Annotated in this window: 17 protein-coding genes and 1 riboswitch; of the genes, 9 read left to right on the forward strand and 8 right to left on the reverse strand. The window is 60.7% G+C overall.

Annotation, left to right across the window (positions count from 1 at the left end):
• Positions 1-58 precede the first annotated feature (58 nt).
• Both madL and madM read left to right on the forward strand, forming a co-directional pair.
• The gene (gene madL / locus M0746_RS27590) at positions 59-451 is read left to right on the forward strand and encodes a malonate transporter subunit MadL (RefSeq protein WP_093097491.1); all 393 of its coding nucleotides are present in this window, start codon (positions 59-61) and stop codon (positions 449-451) included.
• 5 nt (positions 452-456) lie between these two features.
• Positions 457-1,221: a malonate transporter subunit MadM gene (gene madM, locus M0746_RS27595; protein WP_041476796.1), complete on the forward strand. Its 765-nt coding sequence runs from the start codon at positions 457-459 to the stop codon at positions 1,219-1,221.
• A 207-nt stretch (positions 1,222-1,428) separates the two neighbouring features.
• On the opposite strand, the gene M0746_RS27600 is transcribed toward madM, so the two are convergent.
• Complete coding sequence (locus M0746_RS27600; protein WP_258451290.1) at positions 1,429-2,349, reverse strand: LysR family transcriptional regulator; 921 nt, start codon at positions 2,347-2,349, stop codon at positions 1,429-1,431.
• A 141-nt stretch (positions 2,350-2,490) separates the two neighbouring features.
• Here M0746_RS27600 and trhA point away from each other — a divergent pair, with 141 nt between their 5' ends.
• Positions 2,491-3,108 carry a PAQR family membrane homeostasis protein TrhA gene (gene trhA, locus M0746_RS27605; RefSeq protein ID WP_258451291.1) on the forward strand — a complete coding sequence of 206 codons (618 nt, stop codon included), beginning with the start codon at positions 2,491-2,493 and terminating at the stop codon, positions 3,106-3,108.
• 135 nt (positions 3,109-3,243) lie between these two features.
• Here trhA and M0746_RS27610 read toward each other — a convergent pair whose 3' ends face one another.
• On the reverse strand, positions 3,244-3,963 hold the full coding sequence (locus M0746_RS27610; protein ID WP_258451292.1) for a 16S rRNA (uracil(1498)-N(3))-methyltransferase: 720 nt from the start codon (positions 3,961-3,963) through the stop codon (positions 3,244-3,246).
• A gap of 144 nt (positions 3,964-4,107) precedes the next feature.
• Positions 4,108-5,514, reverse strand: a complete 1,407-nt coding sequence (locus M0746_RS27615; protein WP_258451293.1) for an adenosylmethionine--8-amino-7-oxononanoate transaminase — start codon at positions 5,512-5,514, stop codon at positions 4,108-4,110.
• 223 nt (positions 5,515-5,737) lie between these two features.
• On the opposite strand from M0746_RS27615, the gene M0746_RS27620 reads away from it, so the two are divergent.
• From M0746_RS27620 to M0746_RS27635, 4 genes are all read left to right on the forward strand, one after another.
• The gene (locus tag M0746_RS27620; RefSeq protein ID WP_258451294.1) at positions 5,738-7,501 is read left to right on the forward strand and encodes a flavin monoamine oxidase family protein; all 1,764 of its coding nucleotides are present in this window, start codon (positions 5,738-5,740) and stop codon (positions 7,499-7,501) included.
• Between the two features lie 178 nt (positions 7,502-7,679).
• Positions 7,680-7,838: a hypothetical protein gene (locus M0746_RS27625; RefSeq protein WP_258451295.1), complete on the forward strand. Its 159-nt coding sequence runs from the start codon at positions 7,680-7,682 to the stop codon at positions 7,836-7,838.
• A gap of 191 nt (positions 7,839-8,029) precedes the next feature.
• Entirely contained in the window at positions 8,030-8,581 is a 552-nt protein-coding gene (locus M0746_RS27630) for a cytochrome b (RefSeq protein ID WP_208939430.1), read from the forward strand.
• 31 nt (positions 8,582-8,612) lie between these two features.
• Positions 8,613-9,191: a YceI family protein gene (locus tag M0746_RS27635; protein WP_039757580.1), complete on the forward strand. Its 579-nt coding sequence runs from the start codon at positions 8,613-8,615 to the stop codon at positions 9,189-9,191.
• A gap of 185 nt (positions 9,192-9,376) precedes the next feature.
• On the opposite strand, the gene M0746_RS27640 is transcribed toward M0746_RS27635, so the two are convergent.
• The 4 genes from M0746_RS27640 to ahcY all read right to left on the reverse strand — a co-directional run bounded on the left by M0746_RS27640 (position 9,377) and on the right by ahcY (position 14,898).
• Positions 9,377-11,251: a DEAD/DEAH box helicase gene (locus M0746_RS27640; RefSeq protein WP_258451296.1), complete on the reverse strand. Its 1,875-nt coding sequence runs from the start codon at positions 11,249-11,251 to the stop codon at positions 9,377-9,379.
• Between the two features lie 222 nt (positions 11,252-11,473).
• Positions 11,474-12,286 carry a substrate-binding periplasmic protein gene (locus M0746_RS27645; protein ID WP_258451297.1) on the reverse strand — a complete coding sequence of 271 codons (813 nt, stop codon included), beginning with the start codon at positions 12,284-12,286 and terminating at the stop codon, positions 11,474-11,476.
• Between the two features lie 170 nt (positions 12,287-12,456).
• A complete protein-coding gene (metF, locus tag M0746_RS27650; RefSeq protein ID WP_090287084.1) occupies positions 12,457-13,302 on the reverse strand; it encodes a methylenetetrahydrofolate reductase [NAD(P)H] in 846 nt (281 codons plus the stop codon).
• 186 nt (positions 13,303-13,488) lie between these two features.
• Positions 13,489-14,898, reverse strand: coding sequence for an adenosylhomocysteinase (ahcY, locus tag M0746_RS27655; protein WP_203419822.1), 1,410 nt, complete (start codon positions 14,896-14,898; stop codon positions 13,489-13,491).
• Positions 14,899-14,921: 23 nt separating this feature from the next.
• Positions 14,922-15,021, reverse strand: a riboswitch (S-adenosyl-L-homocysteine riboswitch).
• Positions 15,022-15,219: 198 nt separating this feature from the next.
• Between ahcY and M0746_RS27660 the strand changes: the two genes are divergently transcribed.
• Together M0746_RS27660 and M0746_RS27665 are read left to right on the forward strand one after the other, a co-directional pair.
• The gene (locus M0746_RS27660; protein WP_042561508.1) at positions 15,220-15,624 is read left to right on the forward strand and encodes an acyl-CoA thioesterase; all 405 of its coding nucleotides are present in this window, start codon (positions 15,220-15,222) and stop codon (positions 15,622-15,624) included.
• Positions 15,625-15,799: 175 nt separating this feature from the next.
• The gene (locus M0746_RS27665; protein ID WP_258451298.1) at positions 15,800-16,687 is read left to right on the forward strand and encodes a formate/nitrite transporter family protein; all 888 of its coding nucleotides are present in this window, start codon (positions 15,800-15,802) and stop codon (positions 16,685-16,687) included.
• Here the strand turns inward: M0746_RS27665 and M0746_RS27670 are convergent, their stop codons facing one another.
• A complete protein-coding gene (locus M0746_RS27670) occupies positions 16,688-17,953 on the reverse strand; it encodes a cation:proton antiporter (protein WP_258451299.1) in 1,266 nt (421 codons plus the stop codon).
• Between the last annotated feature and the right edge of the window lie 133 nt (positions 17,954-18,086).

Below are 18,086 nucleotides of genomic sequence, written 5' to 3' on the forward strand. Positions count from 1 at the left end.
CGACTCAAGCTTCGAAAACAAAAACAACATTCGACGATGCACTTTGAGGACTACAACAATGATCATTTACGGTGTGGCGTTTCTCGCCTTTTGTACGCTGGTCGGTATCTGGATCGGTGAATTGCTCGGCAAGCTGATCGGCGTGCCGGCCAACGTCGGCGGTGTCGGCATTGCGATGCTGCTGCTGATCGGCCTCGGCAGTTATCTCTACAAAAGCGGCTGGCTCAAGGGCAAGACCGAGCAGGGCGTGGAGTTCTGGAGTGCGATCTACATTCCTATCGTGGTCGCCATGGCGGCGCAGCAGAACGTCTACGGCGCGCTGAAGGGCGGGCCGATGGCAATTCTCGCCGGCACGCTGGCCGTGGTGATCGCCTTTGCTCTGGTGCCGGTGCTGACGCGCATGGGCAACAAGCAACAGACGCCGATTGCTCCAGCCAAGACTGCGGGGTAAGCGCCATGTACGAATCAATGATGAAAGTGATCACCGGCTACGGCCTGATCAGCGGCTTTTTGATTGTCGGCCTGACCATGTGGGTGTCCTACTGGATGTCCAACACCTTCACCAAGGGCCGCTTGCACGGCTCAGCGATTGCCATTCTGCTCGGCCTGGTGTTGTCGTATATCGGCGGCGCGCTGACCGGCGGACAGAAGGGCGTGGTGGATATTCCGTTGTTGTCCGGTATCGGCCTGCTCGGCGGCGCCATGCTGCGCGATTTTGCGATTGTCGCCACCGCGTTTGGTGTGAGTGTCGACGAGCTCAAACGCGCCGGGTTTGTCGGCGTGCTGGCGCTGTTTGTCGGCGTCGGCACCTCGTTTGTAGCGGGCGTTGGCGTGGCGATGGCGTTCGGTTACACCGATGCGGTCAGCCTGACCACCATTGGCGCGGGCGCCGTGACGTATATCGTCGGCCCGGTGACAGGCGCGGCGATCGGTGCCAGTTCCGAGGTAATGGCGCTGTCGATCGCGGCGGGGCTGATCAAGGCGATTCTGGTGATGGTGATGACACCGTTCGTGGCACCGATGATCGGCCTGAACAACCCGCGCAGCGCGGTGATTTTCGGCGGGTTGATGGGCACTTCCAGTGGCGTCGCTGGCGGCTTGGCGGCGACGGATCCGAAGCTGGTGCCTTATGGATGCCTGACCGCCGCGTTCTATACCGCGCTTGGGTGTCTGCTTGGGCCTTCGCTGTTGTTTCTGGCGATGCGAGGCTTGATGGGCTAGCTAGTCACCCCCAAAAGCCCCTCACCCTAGCCCTCTCCCGGAGGGAGAGGGGACTGACCGAGGTGTTTGTTTGATCTTCACCGAAGTGAAATACCGAGTCGAACTCAGGTTCTGAAAAGCCCCCAAATCTGCTCCCTTTCCCCCTCTACCCCTTGGGGGAGAGGGCTGGGGTGAGGGGGGTAGCTTTTGATCTTGATCTTTTGTCGATCATGGGCTGGCCTGGCGATTGGCATACATCCGACACTCCGCCAGCAACGCCAGCAGATTCGGATCCCTCTCTTTGGCCTTCAGAAACACCACCCCGATGTGCTGCTGCAACCGATACTTCTCCTGCAACGGAATCAGCTTCACGCGATTCTCGTACACCGCCGCAATCCGCCCCGGCAACAACGCATAACCGACCCCGGAACTGACCATGCTCAGCAGGGTGAAAATGTCGTTCACCTGCATCGCCACCTTTGGCTCGAACCCCGCCTGCTTGAACACCCGGTTGCCATCCTGATGCGTGGCAAAGCCCTGGGTCAGGGTGATGAAAGTTTCATCGCGCACCTCGGCCAGGTCGACTTCACTGCGTTGGGCGAACTTCGAATCCGCCGGGGTGGCGAGGAATATGTCGTCGGAAAACAATGCGATCTGCGCGCAGTCCGGGTCGTTGATGCTGTCGTCCAGTGACACCAGAATCGCGTCGACCTCCATGTTTTTCAGCTTGTAGAGCAGGTCGATGTTCGAGCCGAGGATCAGGTCGATGTTGAGTTCGCTGCGGCGGATTTTCAGGCCCATGATCAGCTGCGGCACGGTTTTCACCGTCAGCGAATACAGCGAGCCAAGCTTGAAGCGCTCAGCGGAGAACCCGGCGGCTTCGCGGGTCAGGCGCACGCTGTCGACCACATCGTTGATCAGCTTCTGCGCGCGCTCTTCCAGCACGTAAGCACTTTCCAGCGGCGTCAGATTGCGACCCTCGTGTTTGAACAGCGGGCAGCGCAGGGCGCTTTCCAGCGAGTGAATCGCGCGGTGCACGCTGACGTTGCTGGTCTGCAGTTCGGCGGCGGCGCGGGCGAGGTTGCCGGTGCGCATGAAGGCGAGGAACACCTCGAGTTTTTTCAGGGTCAATTCTTCGTCGATCAGCATGGCGCGGACTCTTTTTGGTATCGACCGATTGTGCCCAATTCCCGCGTGCCGCGCAGGCGAGGTTGAACAGAAACATTGCGCTTTTACGCTCAAGGCCCGAGCCTTGCGCGCTTGCGGTCATGAAGACGAGGTGTGAAACACATGTATCACGGGGAAAAACTCAACGCCTGGACCCACCTGGTCGGAGCGGTGGCGGCGTTTATCGGCGGCGTGTGGATGCTGGTGATCGCCAGTCTCGACGGCAGTCCGTGGAAGATCGTCAGTGTGGCGATCTACTCGTTCACCTTGTTGGTCCTGTACAGCGCATCAACCGTGTACCACAGCGTGCGCGGGCGCAAGAAAGCGATCATGAAGAAGGTCGATCATTTTTCGATCTACCTGCTGATCGCCGGCAGCTACACACCGTTTTGTCTGGTGACCCTGCGCGGACCGTGGGGCTGGACGCTGTTCGGGATCGTCTGGGGGCTGGCGCTGATCGGCATCCTGCAGGAAATCAAACCGCGCTCGGAGGCGCGGATTCTGTCGATCGTGATTTACGCGGTGATGGGCTGGATCGTGCTGGTGGCGGTCAAGCCGTTGATTGCCGCGCTGGGCACGGCGGGGTTTGCCTGGCTGGCGTCGGGCGGGGTGTTGTATACGGTGGGGATTATCTTTTTTGCCCTCGATCACCGGTTGCGGCATGCGCATGGGATCTGGCATCTGTTCGTGATTGCCGGGAGCTTGCTGCACTTTGTCGCAATACTGTTTTATGTCTTGTAACCCCGCTGACTGATCGTTCCCACGCTCTGCGTGGTAACGCCTCCTGTGACGCTCTGCGTCACGCCGTTTGGGGACGCGGAGCGTCCGGGCTGCATTCCCACGCAGAGCGTGGGAACGATCAAGGTCTAGAGCGAGTTAGAAATCACCCCAAAGTTGCTGGGCCACCGCCAACGCTACAACCGGCGCGGTCTCGGTGCGCAGCACGCGCGGGCCGAGGCGGGCGGCGTGGAAGCCGTTGTCTTTGGCCTGCTCGACTTCGGCATCCGTCAAACCGCCTTCGGGCCCGACCAGGAATGCCAAAGTCGCCGGTTTGGCATGGCTCACCAACGGCTCTGCCACCGGGTGCAGCACCAGTTTCAGCTCGGCTTCAGTCTGCTTGATCCAGTCCGCCAGCAACACCGGCGGATGAATCACCGGTACTCGCGAGCGCCCGCACTGTTCGCAGGCGCTGATCGCTACCTGACGCCAGTGCAGCAGGCGTTTGTCGGCGCGTTCGTCCTTGAGACGGACTTCGCAGCGATCGCTGAAGATCGGGGTGATTTCATTCACGCCCAGTTCGGTGGCTTTCTGAATCGCCCAATCCATGCGCTCGCCCCGGGACAAGCCCTGGCCGAGGTGGATGTGCAACGGCGATTCGACCTGACCGGGCAATTGTTCGTCGATCTGCACGACGACGCGCTTCTTGCCGACTTCCACCAGCGTTCCACGGAACTCATGGCCGGAACCGTCGAACAACTGCAGCGCATCGCCTGCGGCCATGCGCAGCACGCGGCTGATGTAATGCGCCTGGGCTTCCGGCAGTTCGTGTTCGCCGGTGCTCAGCGGGGCGTCGATAAAGAAGCGGGACAGTCTCATGCGGGGTCTCTGGAAAAATTGTAAAAGTCTGGTGGCCCCATCGCTGGCAAGCCAGCTCCCACAGGGGTTTGCGCAGAACCTGTGGGAGCTGGCTTGCCAGCGATGACGGTAGTCCGGTCACCGCTAAGGCTTAATTGAAATAGATCAGCCCGGATCGCGGAAGCCGGGGTGGAAATCTTTCGGCACCGCCACGCTGACGCTGTCACGCGTAGCAATATCGATGCCTTCGCTAGCCACTTCAGCGAGGAAGTCGATCTGCTCCGGGGTAATCACATACGGCGGCAAGAAATACACCACGCTGCCCAGCGGCCGCAGCAACGCGCCACGCTCCAGCGCATGCTGGAACACCTTCAAGCCACGGCGTTGCTGCCAAGGGTAGGCCTCTTTGCTGGCTTTATCCTTGACCATCTCGACCGCCAGAACCATGCCGGTCTGGCGCACTTCGGCGACGTTCGGGTGATCGACCAGGTGCGCCGTCGCCGAGGCCATGCGCTGAGCGAGAGCCTTGTTGTTCTCGATGACGTTGTCGTGCTCGAAAATATCCAGCGTCGCCAGCGCCGCTGCACACGCGAGCGGGTTGCCGGTGTAGCTGTGCGAATGCAGGAAGGCGCGCAGGGTCGGGTAGTCGTCGTAGAACGCGCTGTAGACCTCGTCGGTGGTCAGGCAGGCGGCCAGCGGCAGGTAGCCGCCGGTCAAGGCTTTCGACAGGCAGAGGAAATCCGGACGGATGCCGGCCTGTTCGCAGGCGAACATCGTCCCGGTGCGACCGAAGCCGACGGCGATTTCGTCGTGAATCAGGTGCACACCGTAACGGTCGCAGGCTTCGCGCAGCAGTTTCAGATAAACCGGGTGGTACATGCGCATGCCGCCGGCGCCCTGAATCAGCGGCTCGACGATCACCGCCGCAACGCTGTCATGATTTTCCGCCAGCGTTTGTTCCATGGCCGCGAACAGGTTGCGCGAATGCTCTTCCCAGCTCATGCCGTCGGGGCGCCCGTAGCAATCCGGGCTCGGCACCTTGATGGTGTCCATCAGCAAGGCTTTGTAGGTCTCGGTGAACAGCGGCACGTCGCCGACCGCCATCGCCGCCATGGTTTCACCGTGGTAGCTGTTGGTCAGGGTGACGAAGCGCTTCTTGTTCGGCTGGCCGCGATTGAGCCAGTAGTGAAAACTCATCTTCAGCGCGACTTCGATGCACGACGAGCCGTTGTCGGCGTAGAACACCCGGTTCAGGCCTTCCGGCGTCATCTTCACCAGACGCTCGGACAGCTCGATTACCGGTTGATGGCTGAAGCCGGCGAGAATCACGTGCTCGAGTTGATCGACCTGATCCTTGATGCGCTGGTTGATCCGCGGGTTCGCGTGGCCGAACACGTTGACCCACCACGAGCTGACCGCGTCGAGGTAGCGCTTGCCTTCGAAGTCTTCGAGCCAGACGCCTTCGCCGCGCTTGATCGGGATCAGCGGCAGCTGTTCGTGGTCTTTCATCTGGGTGCAGGGATGCCACAACACCGCGAGATCGCGTTGCATCCACTGGTTATTCAGGCCCATTTACAGTCTCCTCGAGGCGGCTCGCGGCAGGCGCGGGCAAACAATCGCGCAAGCCTATGCAATGCATCGCGCGGGGACAACCCATTGTGTCGATTGAGCTACTTTGTCTGAGCCGATAGACGTCGCTGGCGGCGTTTTGATGGCTAACGTATTCTTCGCGGTTCTTTGGGTCGTCTGACCCGCCAAACTGCTTTTTCCCACATGTTTTTCCGGAGTTCGCTGAATGTCTGTCGGTTGGCTGCGCGCCTGTGCGCTGGTGATGTTGGGGCTGTTCAGCGTTACAGCGCTGGCCAAGGATAAAACTGCAATCGTGATCGGCGGCGGCCTGTCGGGCCTGACCGCCGCTTATGAGCTGCAAAACAAGGGCTGGCAGGTCACCCTGCTCGAAGCCAAGCCGAGCCTGGGCGGGCGCTCGGGCATGGCCACCAGCGAGTGGATCGGCAACGACAAGACCCAGCCGGTGCTGAACAAGTACGTGTCGACCTTCAAGCTCGGCACCACCCCGGCACCGGAATTCGTCCGTACGCCGGGTTACCTGATCGACGGTGACTATTTCTCCGCCGCTGATCTGGCGACCAAGCAACCGGCCACTGCCGATGCGCTCAAGCGCTATCAGAAAACCCTCGATGATCTGGCGCGCTCGATCGACGATCCGCAAAATCCGGCCGCGACCGCCACCCTGCATGCGCTGGACCAGATCACCGTGTCGAGCTGGCTCGACAAGCAGAACCTGCCGGCGACTGCGCGTCAGTTGATCAATCAGGACATCCGCACCCATTACGACGAGCCTTCGCGGCTGTCGCTGCTGTATTTCGCCCAGCAGAACCGCGTCTATCGCGGCGTTTCTGACCGTGACCTGCGCGCCTCGCGGCTGGTCGGCGGCAGCCAGGTGCTGGCCCAGGCGTTCGTCAAACAGATCAAGACCATCAAGACCAACTCGCCGGTCTCGGCCATCACCCAGGACAAGGACGGCGTGACCGTCAAGGTCGGCAGTGTCGGTTACCAGGCTGACTACGTGGTGCTGGCCGTGCCATTGCGCGCGCTGAACAAGATTGCCCTGACCCCGGCGCTGGATGCCCAGCATCTGGCAGCGATCAAAGGCACCAACTACGGCTGGCGCGACCAGATCATGCTGAAGTTCAAGACGCCGGTGTGGGAAAGCAAGGCACGCATGTCCGGCGAGATCTACAGCAACACCGGCCTCGGCATGCTCTGGATCGAACCTGCCCTGAAGGGTGGCGCCAATGTGGTGATCAACCTGTCCGGCGATAACGCCCGCGTAATGCAGGCGTTCGGTGACAAGCAGATGGTCGATCAGGTGCTGATCCGTCTGCACGCGTTTTATCCACAGGCCCGTGGCTCGTTCACCGGTTATGAAATCCGCCGCTACAGCACCGACCCGTCGATGGGCGGCGCCTACCTGGCTTACGGCCCGGGGCAGATCAGCAAGTTCTGGCGTCTGTGGGAACGTCCGCTGCAACGCGTAGCGTTCGCTGGCGAACACACCGACACCTTGTACCCGGGCACCCTGGAAGGCGCACTGCGCACTGGCCAGCGCGCGGCCAGCCAGGTTGAAGATCTGGCCGCCGGCAAATCGTTCGAACCGGCCAAAGTGGTACCGGCTGCCGCAGCAGCAGGCGCGGCGGGTGCCGTGGCGGCGAAGAAGGGCAACTTCTTCAGCAACCTGTTTGGCGGTTCGGATGACGAGAAGAAGCCTGAGCCTGTCAAGGCGCCTGAGCCGGCTCCCGCCCCGGTTGCTCCAGCGCCTGCGCCGACCCCTGCGCCAGCTCCGGTGGAAGCACCGAAGCCAGCCGCCCCGGTGAAAACCGAGCCGGCGAAGAAAGCCGCGGCCAAGCCAGCGGCGAAGAAGCCCGCGGCGAAAACCGAAACGAAAAAGCCAGCAGCCAAACCAGCAGCGAAAAAGGCTGAACCGGCGAAAAAGCCAGCGGCCAAGCCCGCAGCAACCACCGAGACTAAAGCCCAGTAAGGCTTTGCTTGCACGAAAAACGCGGCCCTAGGGTCGCGTTTTTTTGCCTGGTTTTTTCTTTCGCAGTCTGTTCAAGCAGCTTACCGGTGTACCGGAGCCTTCCCACAGCCCGCTCGGAATGAGGCGATAGCGACTGCCAGACCGGCAGTTTTAAGCTGGGAAAAACCGGAGACTCTGGATGAAAACGCTCACGCTCATGCTTTTACTGATGGCTCTTCCCGGCTGCACCAACGGGCATTTCTTTCCCGGCGGTTACAGCTCTGAACTGGCGCACAAGTGCAAGATTGATCCGTACAGTGCCGATTGCCTGCAACCTCCAGCGGTACTGCATAACTAGTGTCTACGGTATCTGGCACAACACCGATCATCCATCCAAGCGCCCCTCGCCGAAATCGCCTTTAATCCTTTCTTAACACCTCTCTTGCAGACTCTTGATCGTATTTCTCGATATTTCAAAGCGAAATTTTCCGCTTTAATTCGATAGATAACTCGCTAGTCTTGGTTCGCAGTTCTCACAGGATTTGGGCAATGCAGCTACGTAACTCTTCTTCGCGCTATGGTTGGGTCAGCATCTTCATGCACTGGGGCGTGGCGCTGGCGGTCTTCGGGCTGTTTGCGCTGGGCTTGTGGATGGTTGGGCTGGATTACTACAGCACCTGGCGCAAAGACGCGCCGGACCTGCACAAGAGTATCGGTCTGGTGTTGCTGGGTGTGATGGTGTTGCGGGTGCTGTGGCGCTTTATCAGCCCACCGCCGTCGACGCTGCAAAGCTACAGCCGCATGACCCGCATTGGCGCTAAATTCGGCCACGGGTTTCTGTATCTGGCGCTGTTCGCTGTGATGATTGCCGGTTACCTGATTTCCACCGCAGACGGTGTCGGGATTCCGGTGTTTGGCCTGTTTGAAGTTCCTGCACTGCTCTCCGGGCTACCGGATCAGGCAGATACCGCTGGGGTGATTCATCTCTGGCTGGCGTGGGCGCTGGTAATTTTCTCCGGCCTTCATGCGTTGGCAGCATTGAAGCACCACTTTATCGATCGTGATGCGACCCTCACCCGAATGCTCGGTCGCAAAGCCTGAAATTCAACCTCGACTCAAAGGAAAAGAAAGCATGTTGAAAAAGACTCTGGCCGCTCTGGCAATCGGTTCTGCCGTGCTGTCCGCCAACGTAATGGCCGCTGACTACGTAGTCGACAAGGAAGGCCAGCACGCCTTCGTCGATTTCAAGATCAGCCACCTGGGCTACAGCTACATCACCGGTACCTTCAAGGACATCGACGGCAAGTTCAGCTTCGACGCTGCCAAGCCTGAAGACAGCAAGATCGAGTTCAACGTCAACACCGCCAGCGTGTTCACCAACCACGCCGAACGCGACAAGCACATCGCCAGCGCTGACTTCCTCAACGCCAGCAAATTCGGCAAGGCCACCTTCGTGTCCACCAGCGTCAAATCCACCGGCGCCAACACCGCTGACGTGACCGGCGACCTGACCCTGCTGGGCGTGACCAAGCCTGTCGTGGTGAAAGCGACCTTCCTGGGTGAAGGCAAGGATCCATGGGGCGGCTACCGTGCCGGCTTCGAAGGCACCACCACCATCAAACGTTCCGATTTCGGCAAGCAGAAAGACCTCGGGCCGAAGTCCGATGCGGTCGAGCTGTATGTTTCGTTTGAAGGTGTGAAAGCGAAGTAATTTTCGCGGCAACAAAAAAACGCCCCCGGTCGAAAGGCCGGGGGCGTTTTTTATTGCTGCAGCACGCTATTCCGTGGGAGCGAGCAGGCTCGCTCCCACAGGGTATGGCGGTGTGGCAGAAGTATTTGTGGCAAAAAAATGCCCCGGCTCTCACGAGCCGGGGCATTTTTCATTGCGGCGTCAACTCAGCGATTGCGGGTCAGCAGTGCTGGTTTTTCGCCACGCGGGCGGCTTGGCAGTTGATCGAGCTGCTCAGGCGTCGGGAAGCGGTCGGCTTTCGATTCCTTGTGCATGATCTTCGGCCCGGTGCTGCGCGGATTTTGCACGGCTGGCTCGCTCCGTGGCTGATCGTCACGGGCTGGACGGCGGTTGCGCGAGGACGACGAAGACTCGTCACGACGACCCTGACCGTCACGCGGTGCACCGTTGCGCGGGCCGCTGCGTTTGGCCGGTGGGGTGCCGGTGCTCGAACCGTTGCTGTTGCGCGGGCCGTTCTGGCGACCTTGCGACTGACCGCCGCGTGGTGCGCCGGCACCTGCGCCTTGAGCCGGCGCGCCTGGACGACGACCACGGCCGCCGGCCGGTGCGGCTTTCGGCACGTAGTCGACGCGGTTACCGAAGTTATCGATATCGTCGTCGAGGAACTCGTCGGGCGCACGATCAGATGCTGCGCGGGGTGGCTGGCTCGGACGCTGTTCGCGGCTCGGCGTACCTTCGCGCGGCTTCTGCTGGCGGGCAGGGCGCTCGCCACGTTCACCGGCCGGTTTTTCCTTGCCCTTGTCCTTGCCCTTGTCTTTACGACCGCCGCCACCGCCGCCGCCATTCGGGCCGTCGCCGCGCGGGCCGCGAGGGTTACGCGGATTGCGGATGTCCGGACGCTCGCGGGCTTCCGGCTTCTCGGCTTCGATGGTGCTGGAGTCGAAGCCCATCAGGTCGCCGTCGGCGATCTTCTGCTTGGTCATGCGCTCGATGCTTTTCAGCAGTTTTTCTTCGTCCGGCGCGACCAGCGAGATCGCCTCGCCCGAACGACCGGCGCGGCCGGTACGACCGATCCGGTGCACGTAGTCTTCATCGACGTTCGGCAGCTCGAAGTTGACCACGTGCGGCAACTGGTCGATGTCCAGGCCCCGAGCAGCGATGTCGGTGGCAACCAGAATGCGAACCTGGTTGGCCTTGAAGTCAGCCAGCGCTTTGGTGCGCGCGTTCTGGCTCTTGTTACCGTGGATCGCCACAGCCGGCAGGCCATGTTTGTCCAGATACTCGGCCAGACGGTTGGCGCCGTGCTTGGTGCGGGTGAACACCAGTACCTGTTCCCACGCGCCGGCGGTGATCAGGTGCGCCAGCAGGGCACGCTTGTGGCTGGCCGGCAGGCGGAACACGCGTTGTTCGATGCGCTCGACCGTGGTGTTCGGCGGCGTCACTTCGATGCGTTCCGGGTTGTGCAGCAGCTTGCCGGCAAGGTCGGTGATGTCTTTGGAGAAGGTCGCCGAGAACAGCAGGTTCTGACGTTTGGCCGGCAGGCGCGCGAGGACTTTCTTCACGTCGTGCACAAAACCCATGTCGAGCATGCGGTCGGCTTCGTCGAGGACGAGGATTTCAACGTGAGACAGGTCAACGCTGCCCTGGCCGCAGAGGTCGAGCAGACGACCCGGGCAGGCGACGAGCACGTCGACACCACGGGACATGGCCTGAACCTGCGGGTTCATGCCGACGCCGCCGAAGATGCAGGCGCTGACGAATTTCAGGTCACGGGCGTAGATCTTGAAGCTCTCGTGAACCTGGGCCGCGAGTTCGCGGGTCGGGGTCAGGACCAGGACGCGCGGTTGGCGCGGGCCGTGACGCTGGGATTTGTCCGGGTGACCGTTGGGAAACAACCGCTCCAGGATCGGAAGGGCGAAACCGCCGGTTTTACCGGTACCTGTCTGTGCCGCAACCATCAGGTCGCGACCTTGCAACACGGCGGGAATGGCCCGCTGTTGCACCGGAGTAGGCTCGGTATAGCCCGCATCTTCGATGGCGCGGACTAAAGCCTCGGAGAGACCGAGGGAAGCAAAGGACATGAGTAATCCTGTTTTAGTTAGGGCTTGGCCCAATGGGAGTCTTGCCTGGCGCGAATGGCGTTTAAGAGGACGCAATCCCGTCCGGTCCTGCTGCGGTTCCGAAGGCACGTCGGGAGCGCTCGCGCGGGCTGCAAAGCTGCGCTGTAGCGGGTCGGGAGGCCTGTTACGGTTCCGGGCGTCCGGGCGTGAGCCTGGCGGGAACGCCGGAGTATAACAGAGCAATCACCGCGCGCCGCTTTCCTGCTGCTCAACGGTTTTGCCGCTGACCGTCGCCGACTTCAACAAAACACTGCCAACGGGCGCGGCACCGTAGCGCGCGCTCAGCTCGGCGTAGGCAGGTTCGCGCTTGAAACGCTTGAGCTCGGCACCGAATCGCTGCACCAGCAGATCCATGCCGGCATTGCGCCGAACGGCCAGAAACTGGCTCTGGCGACTAATAACCGTGGGGTTTTCAGTGATCAAGCTGCGTATGTCCAGTTCATCGAGCAAATGCTGACCCACGCGTCGATCGGTAATCAGCAGGTCGATGCGCCCCCGTACCAGTTTGCCGAAGTTGGCTTCATGGGTCGGCGCCGGTTCTCGGGTAAACAGCTGCGACTGGCTGAAATCTTCACTATATAAATAGCCCGGCGAGGTGCCGATGGTCAGGCCCTTGAGTTCTTCGAGCCGACTGAACGGGTGCGGCCGGTCGTTGGCGTAGAACATCACGAACTCGACGTCCGACAGTGGTTCGCTCGGATAGAGCAGGGTGGCGTCGCGCTCGGCGCTATGAAAGATGTCCAGCGCGCCGTCGGCCTGCCCGGTTTCAAGCATCGACAGGCAGCGTTTCCACGGCAGGAACTGCCATTCGACTTCGATGCCCAGACGCTGGAACACAATGGCCGTGGTTTCGTAGTCGAGGCCGAGCTTCTTGCTGCCGTCTTCATACACATACGGCGCCCACGGCTCGGTGACAATACGCAACTTCTCGCCCCGAGCGGCGAAGCTCAGGCAAGCAAATACCAGCACGGCGAACAACTGTGTGATCAAAGGCATGGCTGGAGATTACGACGAGAATCGCGAAAGAGCCAGAAAGCAGCCGCACAAGCTCTGTTTCGCGGCTTCAAACCAAAAAATCGCAGCACTGACAACCCGACAAAGGCGTTGCCAAACACTGCGATCTCTTGATCTTGCTGGTAGCTTTCAGCTCGAAGCTTGCAGCTGCTTCAGCGCGGCAACTTCAGGTTGTTCCAGATCGCCAGGCTAGGCTCGGCCTGGTTCATGGAATAGAAGTGCAGCCCCGGCGCGCCGCCCTGCAACAGGCGTTCGCACATCTCGCTGACGACTTGCTCGCCAAAGCGCTGAATGCTTTGCGTGTCATCGCCGTAGGCTTCCAGTTGCTTGCGGATCCAGCGCGGGATTTCCGCACCGCAGGCGTCGGAGAAGCGCGCGAGTTTGCTGTAGTTGGTGATCGGCATGATCCCCGGCACGATCGGCAGATCCACACCCTGTGCCTGCAAACGTTCGACGAAGTAGAAGTAGCTGTCGGCGTTGAAGAAGTACTGGGTGATCGCGCTGTCGGCACCGGCACGGGCCTTGCGCACGAAGTTGGCGAGATCGTCTTCGTAATTGCGCGCCTGCGGATGCATCTCCGGGTAGGCGGCAACTTCGATGTGGAAATGGTCACCGGTCTCTTCACGAATGAATTCGACCAGTTCATTGGCGTGACGCAGTTCACCGCTGGTCATGCCCATGCCGGACGGCAGATCGCCGCGCAGGGCGACGATGCGCTTGATGCCGGCAGCCTTGTACTCGTTCAGCAGGCCGCGCAGGTCGTCCTTGCTGTCGCCGACGCACGACAGGTGCGGTGCGGCCGGTACTTTGACTTCGCTTTCCAGCTGCAGCACGGTGTTGAGCGTGCGGTCACGGGTCGAACCGCCGGCGCCATAGGTGCAGGAAAAGAAATCGGGATTGTAAGTGGCCAACTGGCGGGCAGTGGCGAGCAGTTTTTCATGCCCAGCATCGGTCTTGGTCGGGAAGAACTCGAAGCTGTAGCGACGGTCTTGAGACATCGGAGGGGACCTCCAGCTGCAAGTTGCAAGCTTCAAGCTGCAAGAGGGCGGAGCGCCGAAATCTTGTGCCTGGAGCTTGCAACCAGCGGCTGCGAAATAACGATGAAGAAGCCAGCGACAGCTACAAGCCTCAAGTAAACCACCCGCTTTTACTTGCCGCTTGCAGCTTGTCGCTCGCAGCTGCTTTTAATAGCGGTAAGCGTGCGGCTTGAACGGGCCTTCGACGGTGACGCCGATGTAGTCAGCCTGTTGCTTGGTCAGTTGGGTGACCACGCCGCCGAAACCGCGGACCATTTCCAGAGCCACTTCTTCGTCGAGTTTCTTCGGCAGTACTTCAACGGTCAGACGCTCGGCTTTCTGCGCTGGCGACAGGTCGGCGTACTTCTGGCCGAACAGGAAGATCTGCGCCAGTACCTGGTTGGCGAACGAACCGTCCATGATGCGGCTCGGGTGACCGGTGGCGTTGCCCAGGTTCACCAGACGGCCTTCGGCCAGCAGGATCAGGTAATCGTCGTTCTGTGGGTCGAAGCTGCCGGCACCGGTGCGGTGAACCTTGTGCACCTGTGGTTTCACTTCTTCCCATGCCCAGTTCTTGCGCATGAAAGCGGTGTCGATTTCGTTGTCGAAGTGACCGATGTTGCAGACCACGGCGCGCTTCTTCAGGGCCTTGAGCATGTTCGCGTCGCAAACATTGACGTTACCGGTGGTGGTCACGATCAGGTCGATCTTGCCCAGCAGCGCTTTGTCGATGCTCGCTTCGGAACCGTCGTTGATACCGTCGATGAACGGCGACACCAGTTCGAAACCGTCCATGCACGCTTGCATGGCGCAGATCGGGTCGACCTCAGAGACTTTGACGATCATGCCTTCCTGACGCAGGGACTGGGCCGAGCCCTTGCCCACGTCACCGTAGCCGATGACCAGCGCTTGCTTGCCGGACAGCAGGTGGTCGGTACCACGCTTGATCGCATCGTTGAGGCTGTGACGGCAGCCGTACTTGTTGTCGTTCTTGGACTTGGTCACCGAGTCGTTGACGTTGATGGCCGGGATTTTCAGCTCGCCCTTGGCCAGCATGTCCAGCAGGCGGTGTACGCCGGTGGTGGTTTCTTCGGTCACGCCGTGAACGCGGTCCAGCACCTGCGGGTATTTCTTGTGCAGCAGCTCGGTCAGGTCGCCGCCGTCGTCGAGGATCATGTTGGCGTCCCATGGCTGGCCATCCTTGAGAATGGTCTGCTCCAGGCACCACTCGTACTCTTCTTCGGTTTCGCCTTTCCAGGCGAATACCGGGATACCGGCAGCAGCGATAGCGGCAGCGGCCTGGTCCTGAGTGGAGAAAATATTGCACGACGACCAGCGCACTTCGGCACCCAGGGCAACCAGGGTTTCGATCAGCACGGCGGTCTGGATGGTCATGTGGATGCAGCCAAGGATCTTGGCGCCTTTGAGCGGCTGCTCGCTGGCGTACTTGCGACGCAGACCCATCAGGGCCGGCATTTCCGATTCGGCGATGATGGTTTCGCGACGGCCCCAGGCGGCCAGGGACATGTCGGCGACTTTGTAATCGGTAAAATCTGCAGGCGTGATAACAGCGCTCATGAAGAGCCTCCATTCGTAATGTATGCGAATGGGCGCCGTTGTGCGTTTAATGTCCAGCCTGCGGCCGGTCAACGCCCCATCCGAGCCTGACAGGTCGAACCTGCTGCAGCGCCCCTCGGACAGGTGGCGGGAAAACGGTAACAAGCGATCATTACCGTTTTGAAACGGTGGCGATTATAGCCGTCTAGACTGATCTTCCAAAGGGTTTCTGTCGGCTGGATGAAGATCGTTAATGGCGACCATAGTCGAAGCCGCATAGAGCATGACCGCCCGGTCTGCCAAGATGGCGCCATCATTCGGCAAGAGACTCAAGGAGTGCAGATGAATTTCCACACCCGCAAATGGGTAAAACCCGAAGACCTCAACCCCAACGGCACCCTGTTCGGCGGCAGTCTGCTGCGCTGGATCGACGAAGAAGCGGCGATCTACGCGATCGTCCAGTTGGGCAACCAGCGCGTGGTGACCAAGTACATTTCCGAGATCAATTTCGTCAGCGCCTCGCGCCAGGGCGACATCATCGAACTGGGCATCACCGCCACCGAGTTCGGCCGCACCTCGATCACCCTGACGTGCGAGGTGCGCAACAAGATCACCCGCAAGAGCATTCTGACCGTTGAGAAGATGGTCTTTGTGAATCTGGGTGAAGACGGCTTGCCGGCGCCGCACGGGCGGACCGAGATCCGGTATGTGAAAGATCAGTTCAAGGATGACGAGGCCGTTCAGTAAGATTGGCGGCGCTTTCATCGCCAGCAGGCAGGCTCCCACAGAGGCGACAATGTGCCTGTGGGAGCCAGCCTGCTGGCGATAGCGGTGGTGCCATCAGCGAAGATTCACCTGGCCACTGAACAGCCATGAAGCGCAACGGTCGTAGCTAAATCGCCCCCCCCACGGTTGCCACGCCATGACCACGCCCACCAGCGACAAAACTCCCGACCTCTCGGCCAAAGAGCAACACGAAGTCGAGAAAAGCCAGCCGCCCCGCGCGGCCGTCCTGCATGAAATCATCCGCACCCAAGGCGATCAGGAACTGGAACGCAGCATTGCCGCGCTCTGGTGGTCGGCGCTGGCGGCCGGGTTGACCATGGGGTTGTCGCTGATGGGCATGGGCCTGCTCAACTCGCGTCTGCCCGACGGCGACGAGTTCAAGGTGATCGCCAGTTTCGGCTACTGCGCAGGTTTCCTTGCGGTGATTCTGGCGCGCCAGCAACTGTTCACCGAAAACACCCTGACTGCGGTGTTGCCGGTAATGACCAAGCCGACGCTGAAGAATTTCCTGCGACTGCTCCGTCTGTGGACAGTGGTACTGGTCGGCAACCTGTGCGGCACCCTTCTGGTCGCCTACGTCATGCTCGAACTGCCGATCTTCGACAGCAAGACGGACCATGCCTTTCTCGAAATCGGCCGCAAGGTCATGGAAAACCATGCCAGCCAGATGTTCGCCAAGGGCATCATTTCCGGCTGGATGATTGCCACCATGGTCTGGATGATCCCGTCCATGGAGAACGCGAAGATGTGGATCATCGTCCTCATCACCTACTTCATGGCGTTAGGCGACTTCACCCACATCGTCGTCGGTTCGGCGGAGGTGTCGTATCTGGTGTTTGCTGGCGAACTGCCGTGGAGTGATTTCTGGATGGTGTTCGCCGGGCCGACGCTGGCGGGGAATATCATCGGTGGCAGCTTCATCTTTGCGCTGATCAGCCATGCGCAGATCCGCAGCGAGAGCGGGGTGCCGAAGGAACCTGCGGATCAGGCGAAGAAAACCGATCCGCAGTCGATCAGAAAATGATCAGTGATGCGCTGGCTCAGGCACGGGGGCCGGCTCGTTGCGCGTCGCATGCTTGACCAGTTTGCCGATGCTCAGGCCCTGGAGAAGAATCGACGAGAGCACCACGATGTAGGTGATGCTCAGCAGCAGATCGCGCTCCGGGCCCAGCGGCAGAGCCAGCGCCAACGCTACCGAGACGCCGCCGCGCAGACCGCCCCACGTCAGGATGCGGATGGTGCCGGCCGGCACTGAGCGCCAGCGCCGCAGCAACAGAATCGCCGGGGCCACGGTGAGCAGGCGCGACAGCAGAATCGCCACTGCGAGCAAACCTGCTGCGGCCATGTGCAGCCAGTTGAACGGCAACAGCAACAGCTCCATGCCGATCAGCGCAAACAGCAGCGCGTTGAGCATGTCATCGAGCAATTCCCAGAAACCGTCGAGGTAGCGGCGGGTCATGTCGTTCATCGCCAGGTTACGGCCCAGGTTGCCGATGATCAGCCCGGCAACCACCATCGCGATTGGCGCCGAGACGTGCAGTTCGGTGGACATCGCCGAGCCGCCGATCACCAGGGCCAGGGTCAGCATCACGGTGATCTGATGCTGCTCGACGCTTTTGATCATGCGATAGACCAGATAACCGATCAGCCCGCCGAACAGCACGCCGCCCAGCGCCTCGTGCGCAAACAGCATGGCTGTGGCGCTGATTGTCGGGGTTTCGCCCAGTTGTGCGATGCCCAGCAGCACGGTGAACACCACGACCGCGGTGCCATCGTTGAACAGCGATTCGCCGACGATGGTGGTTTTCAGTGGTTTCGAGGCATTGGCGGTACGCAACACGCCGAGCACCGCAATCGGGTCGGTGGGCGAGATCAGCGCGCCGAACAGCAGGCAGTAAAGGAAACTCACGTGCCAGCCGAACAGGGCAAAAATGTAATAGGCGAGGCTGCCGATCACCGCAGTGGCAATCAATACACCGAAGGTCGCCAGCAGGCCGATGGGCCAGCGGTAGCTGCGCAAGTCATTCAGATTGACGTGCAGGGCGCCGGCGAACAGCAGGAACGACAGCATCCAGTTCACCAACAGATCGCCAAAGTCGATCTGGCCGATCAGTTGCTGCACACGGTCTTCGAGGCCGGGGAAGCCGAGCACGCTGAGGCCTTGCAGGATCAGTGAAAACAGCAAGGCAGTGACCATCACGCCGATGGTCGGCGGCAGGCCGATGAAGCGGAAGTTGACGAAGGTGAGAAGGGTGGTCAAGCAGATGAAAGCGGCGACAAGTTCAAGCATCCGGGGTCCTTTGGATGAAGGGTGAATGGAGCGCGACCGGAGTTTTGGGCGCAGGGGTTTGATGGGGTGGGGGTGGCTGAGGGCACATTCGGATTCGGCGTTGCGCTCAACAGCCCCTCACCCCAGCCCTCTC

The organism is Pseudomonas sp. S11P7 (assembly GCF_023195435.1).
Lineage (GTDB): Bacteria > Pseudomonadota > Gammaproteobacteria > Pseudomonadales > Pseudomonadaceae > Aquipseudomonas > Aquipseudomonas fluorescens_G.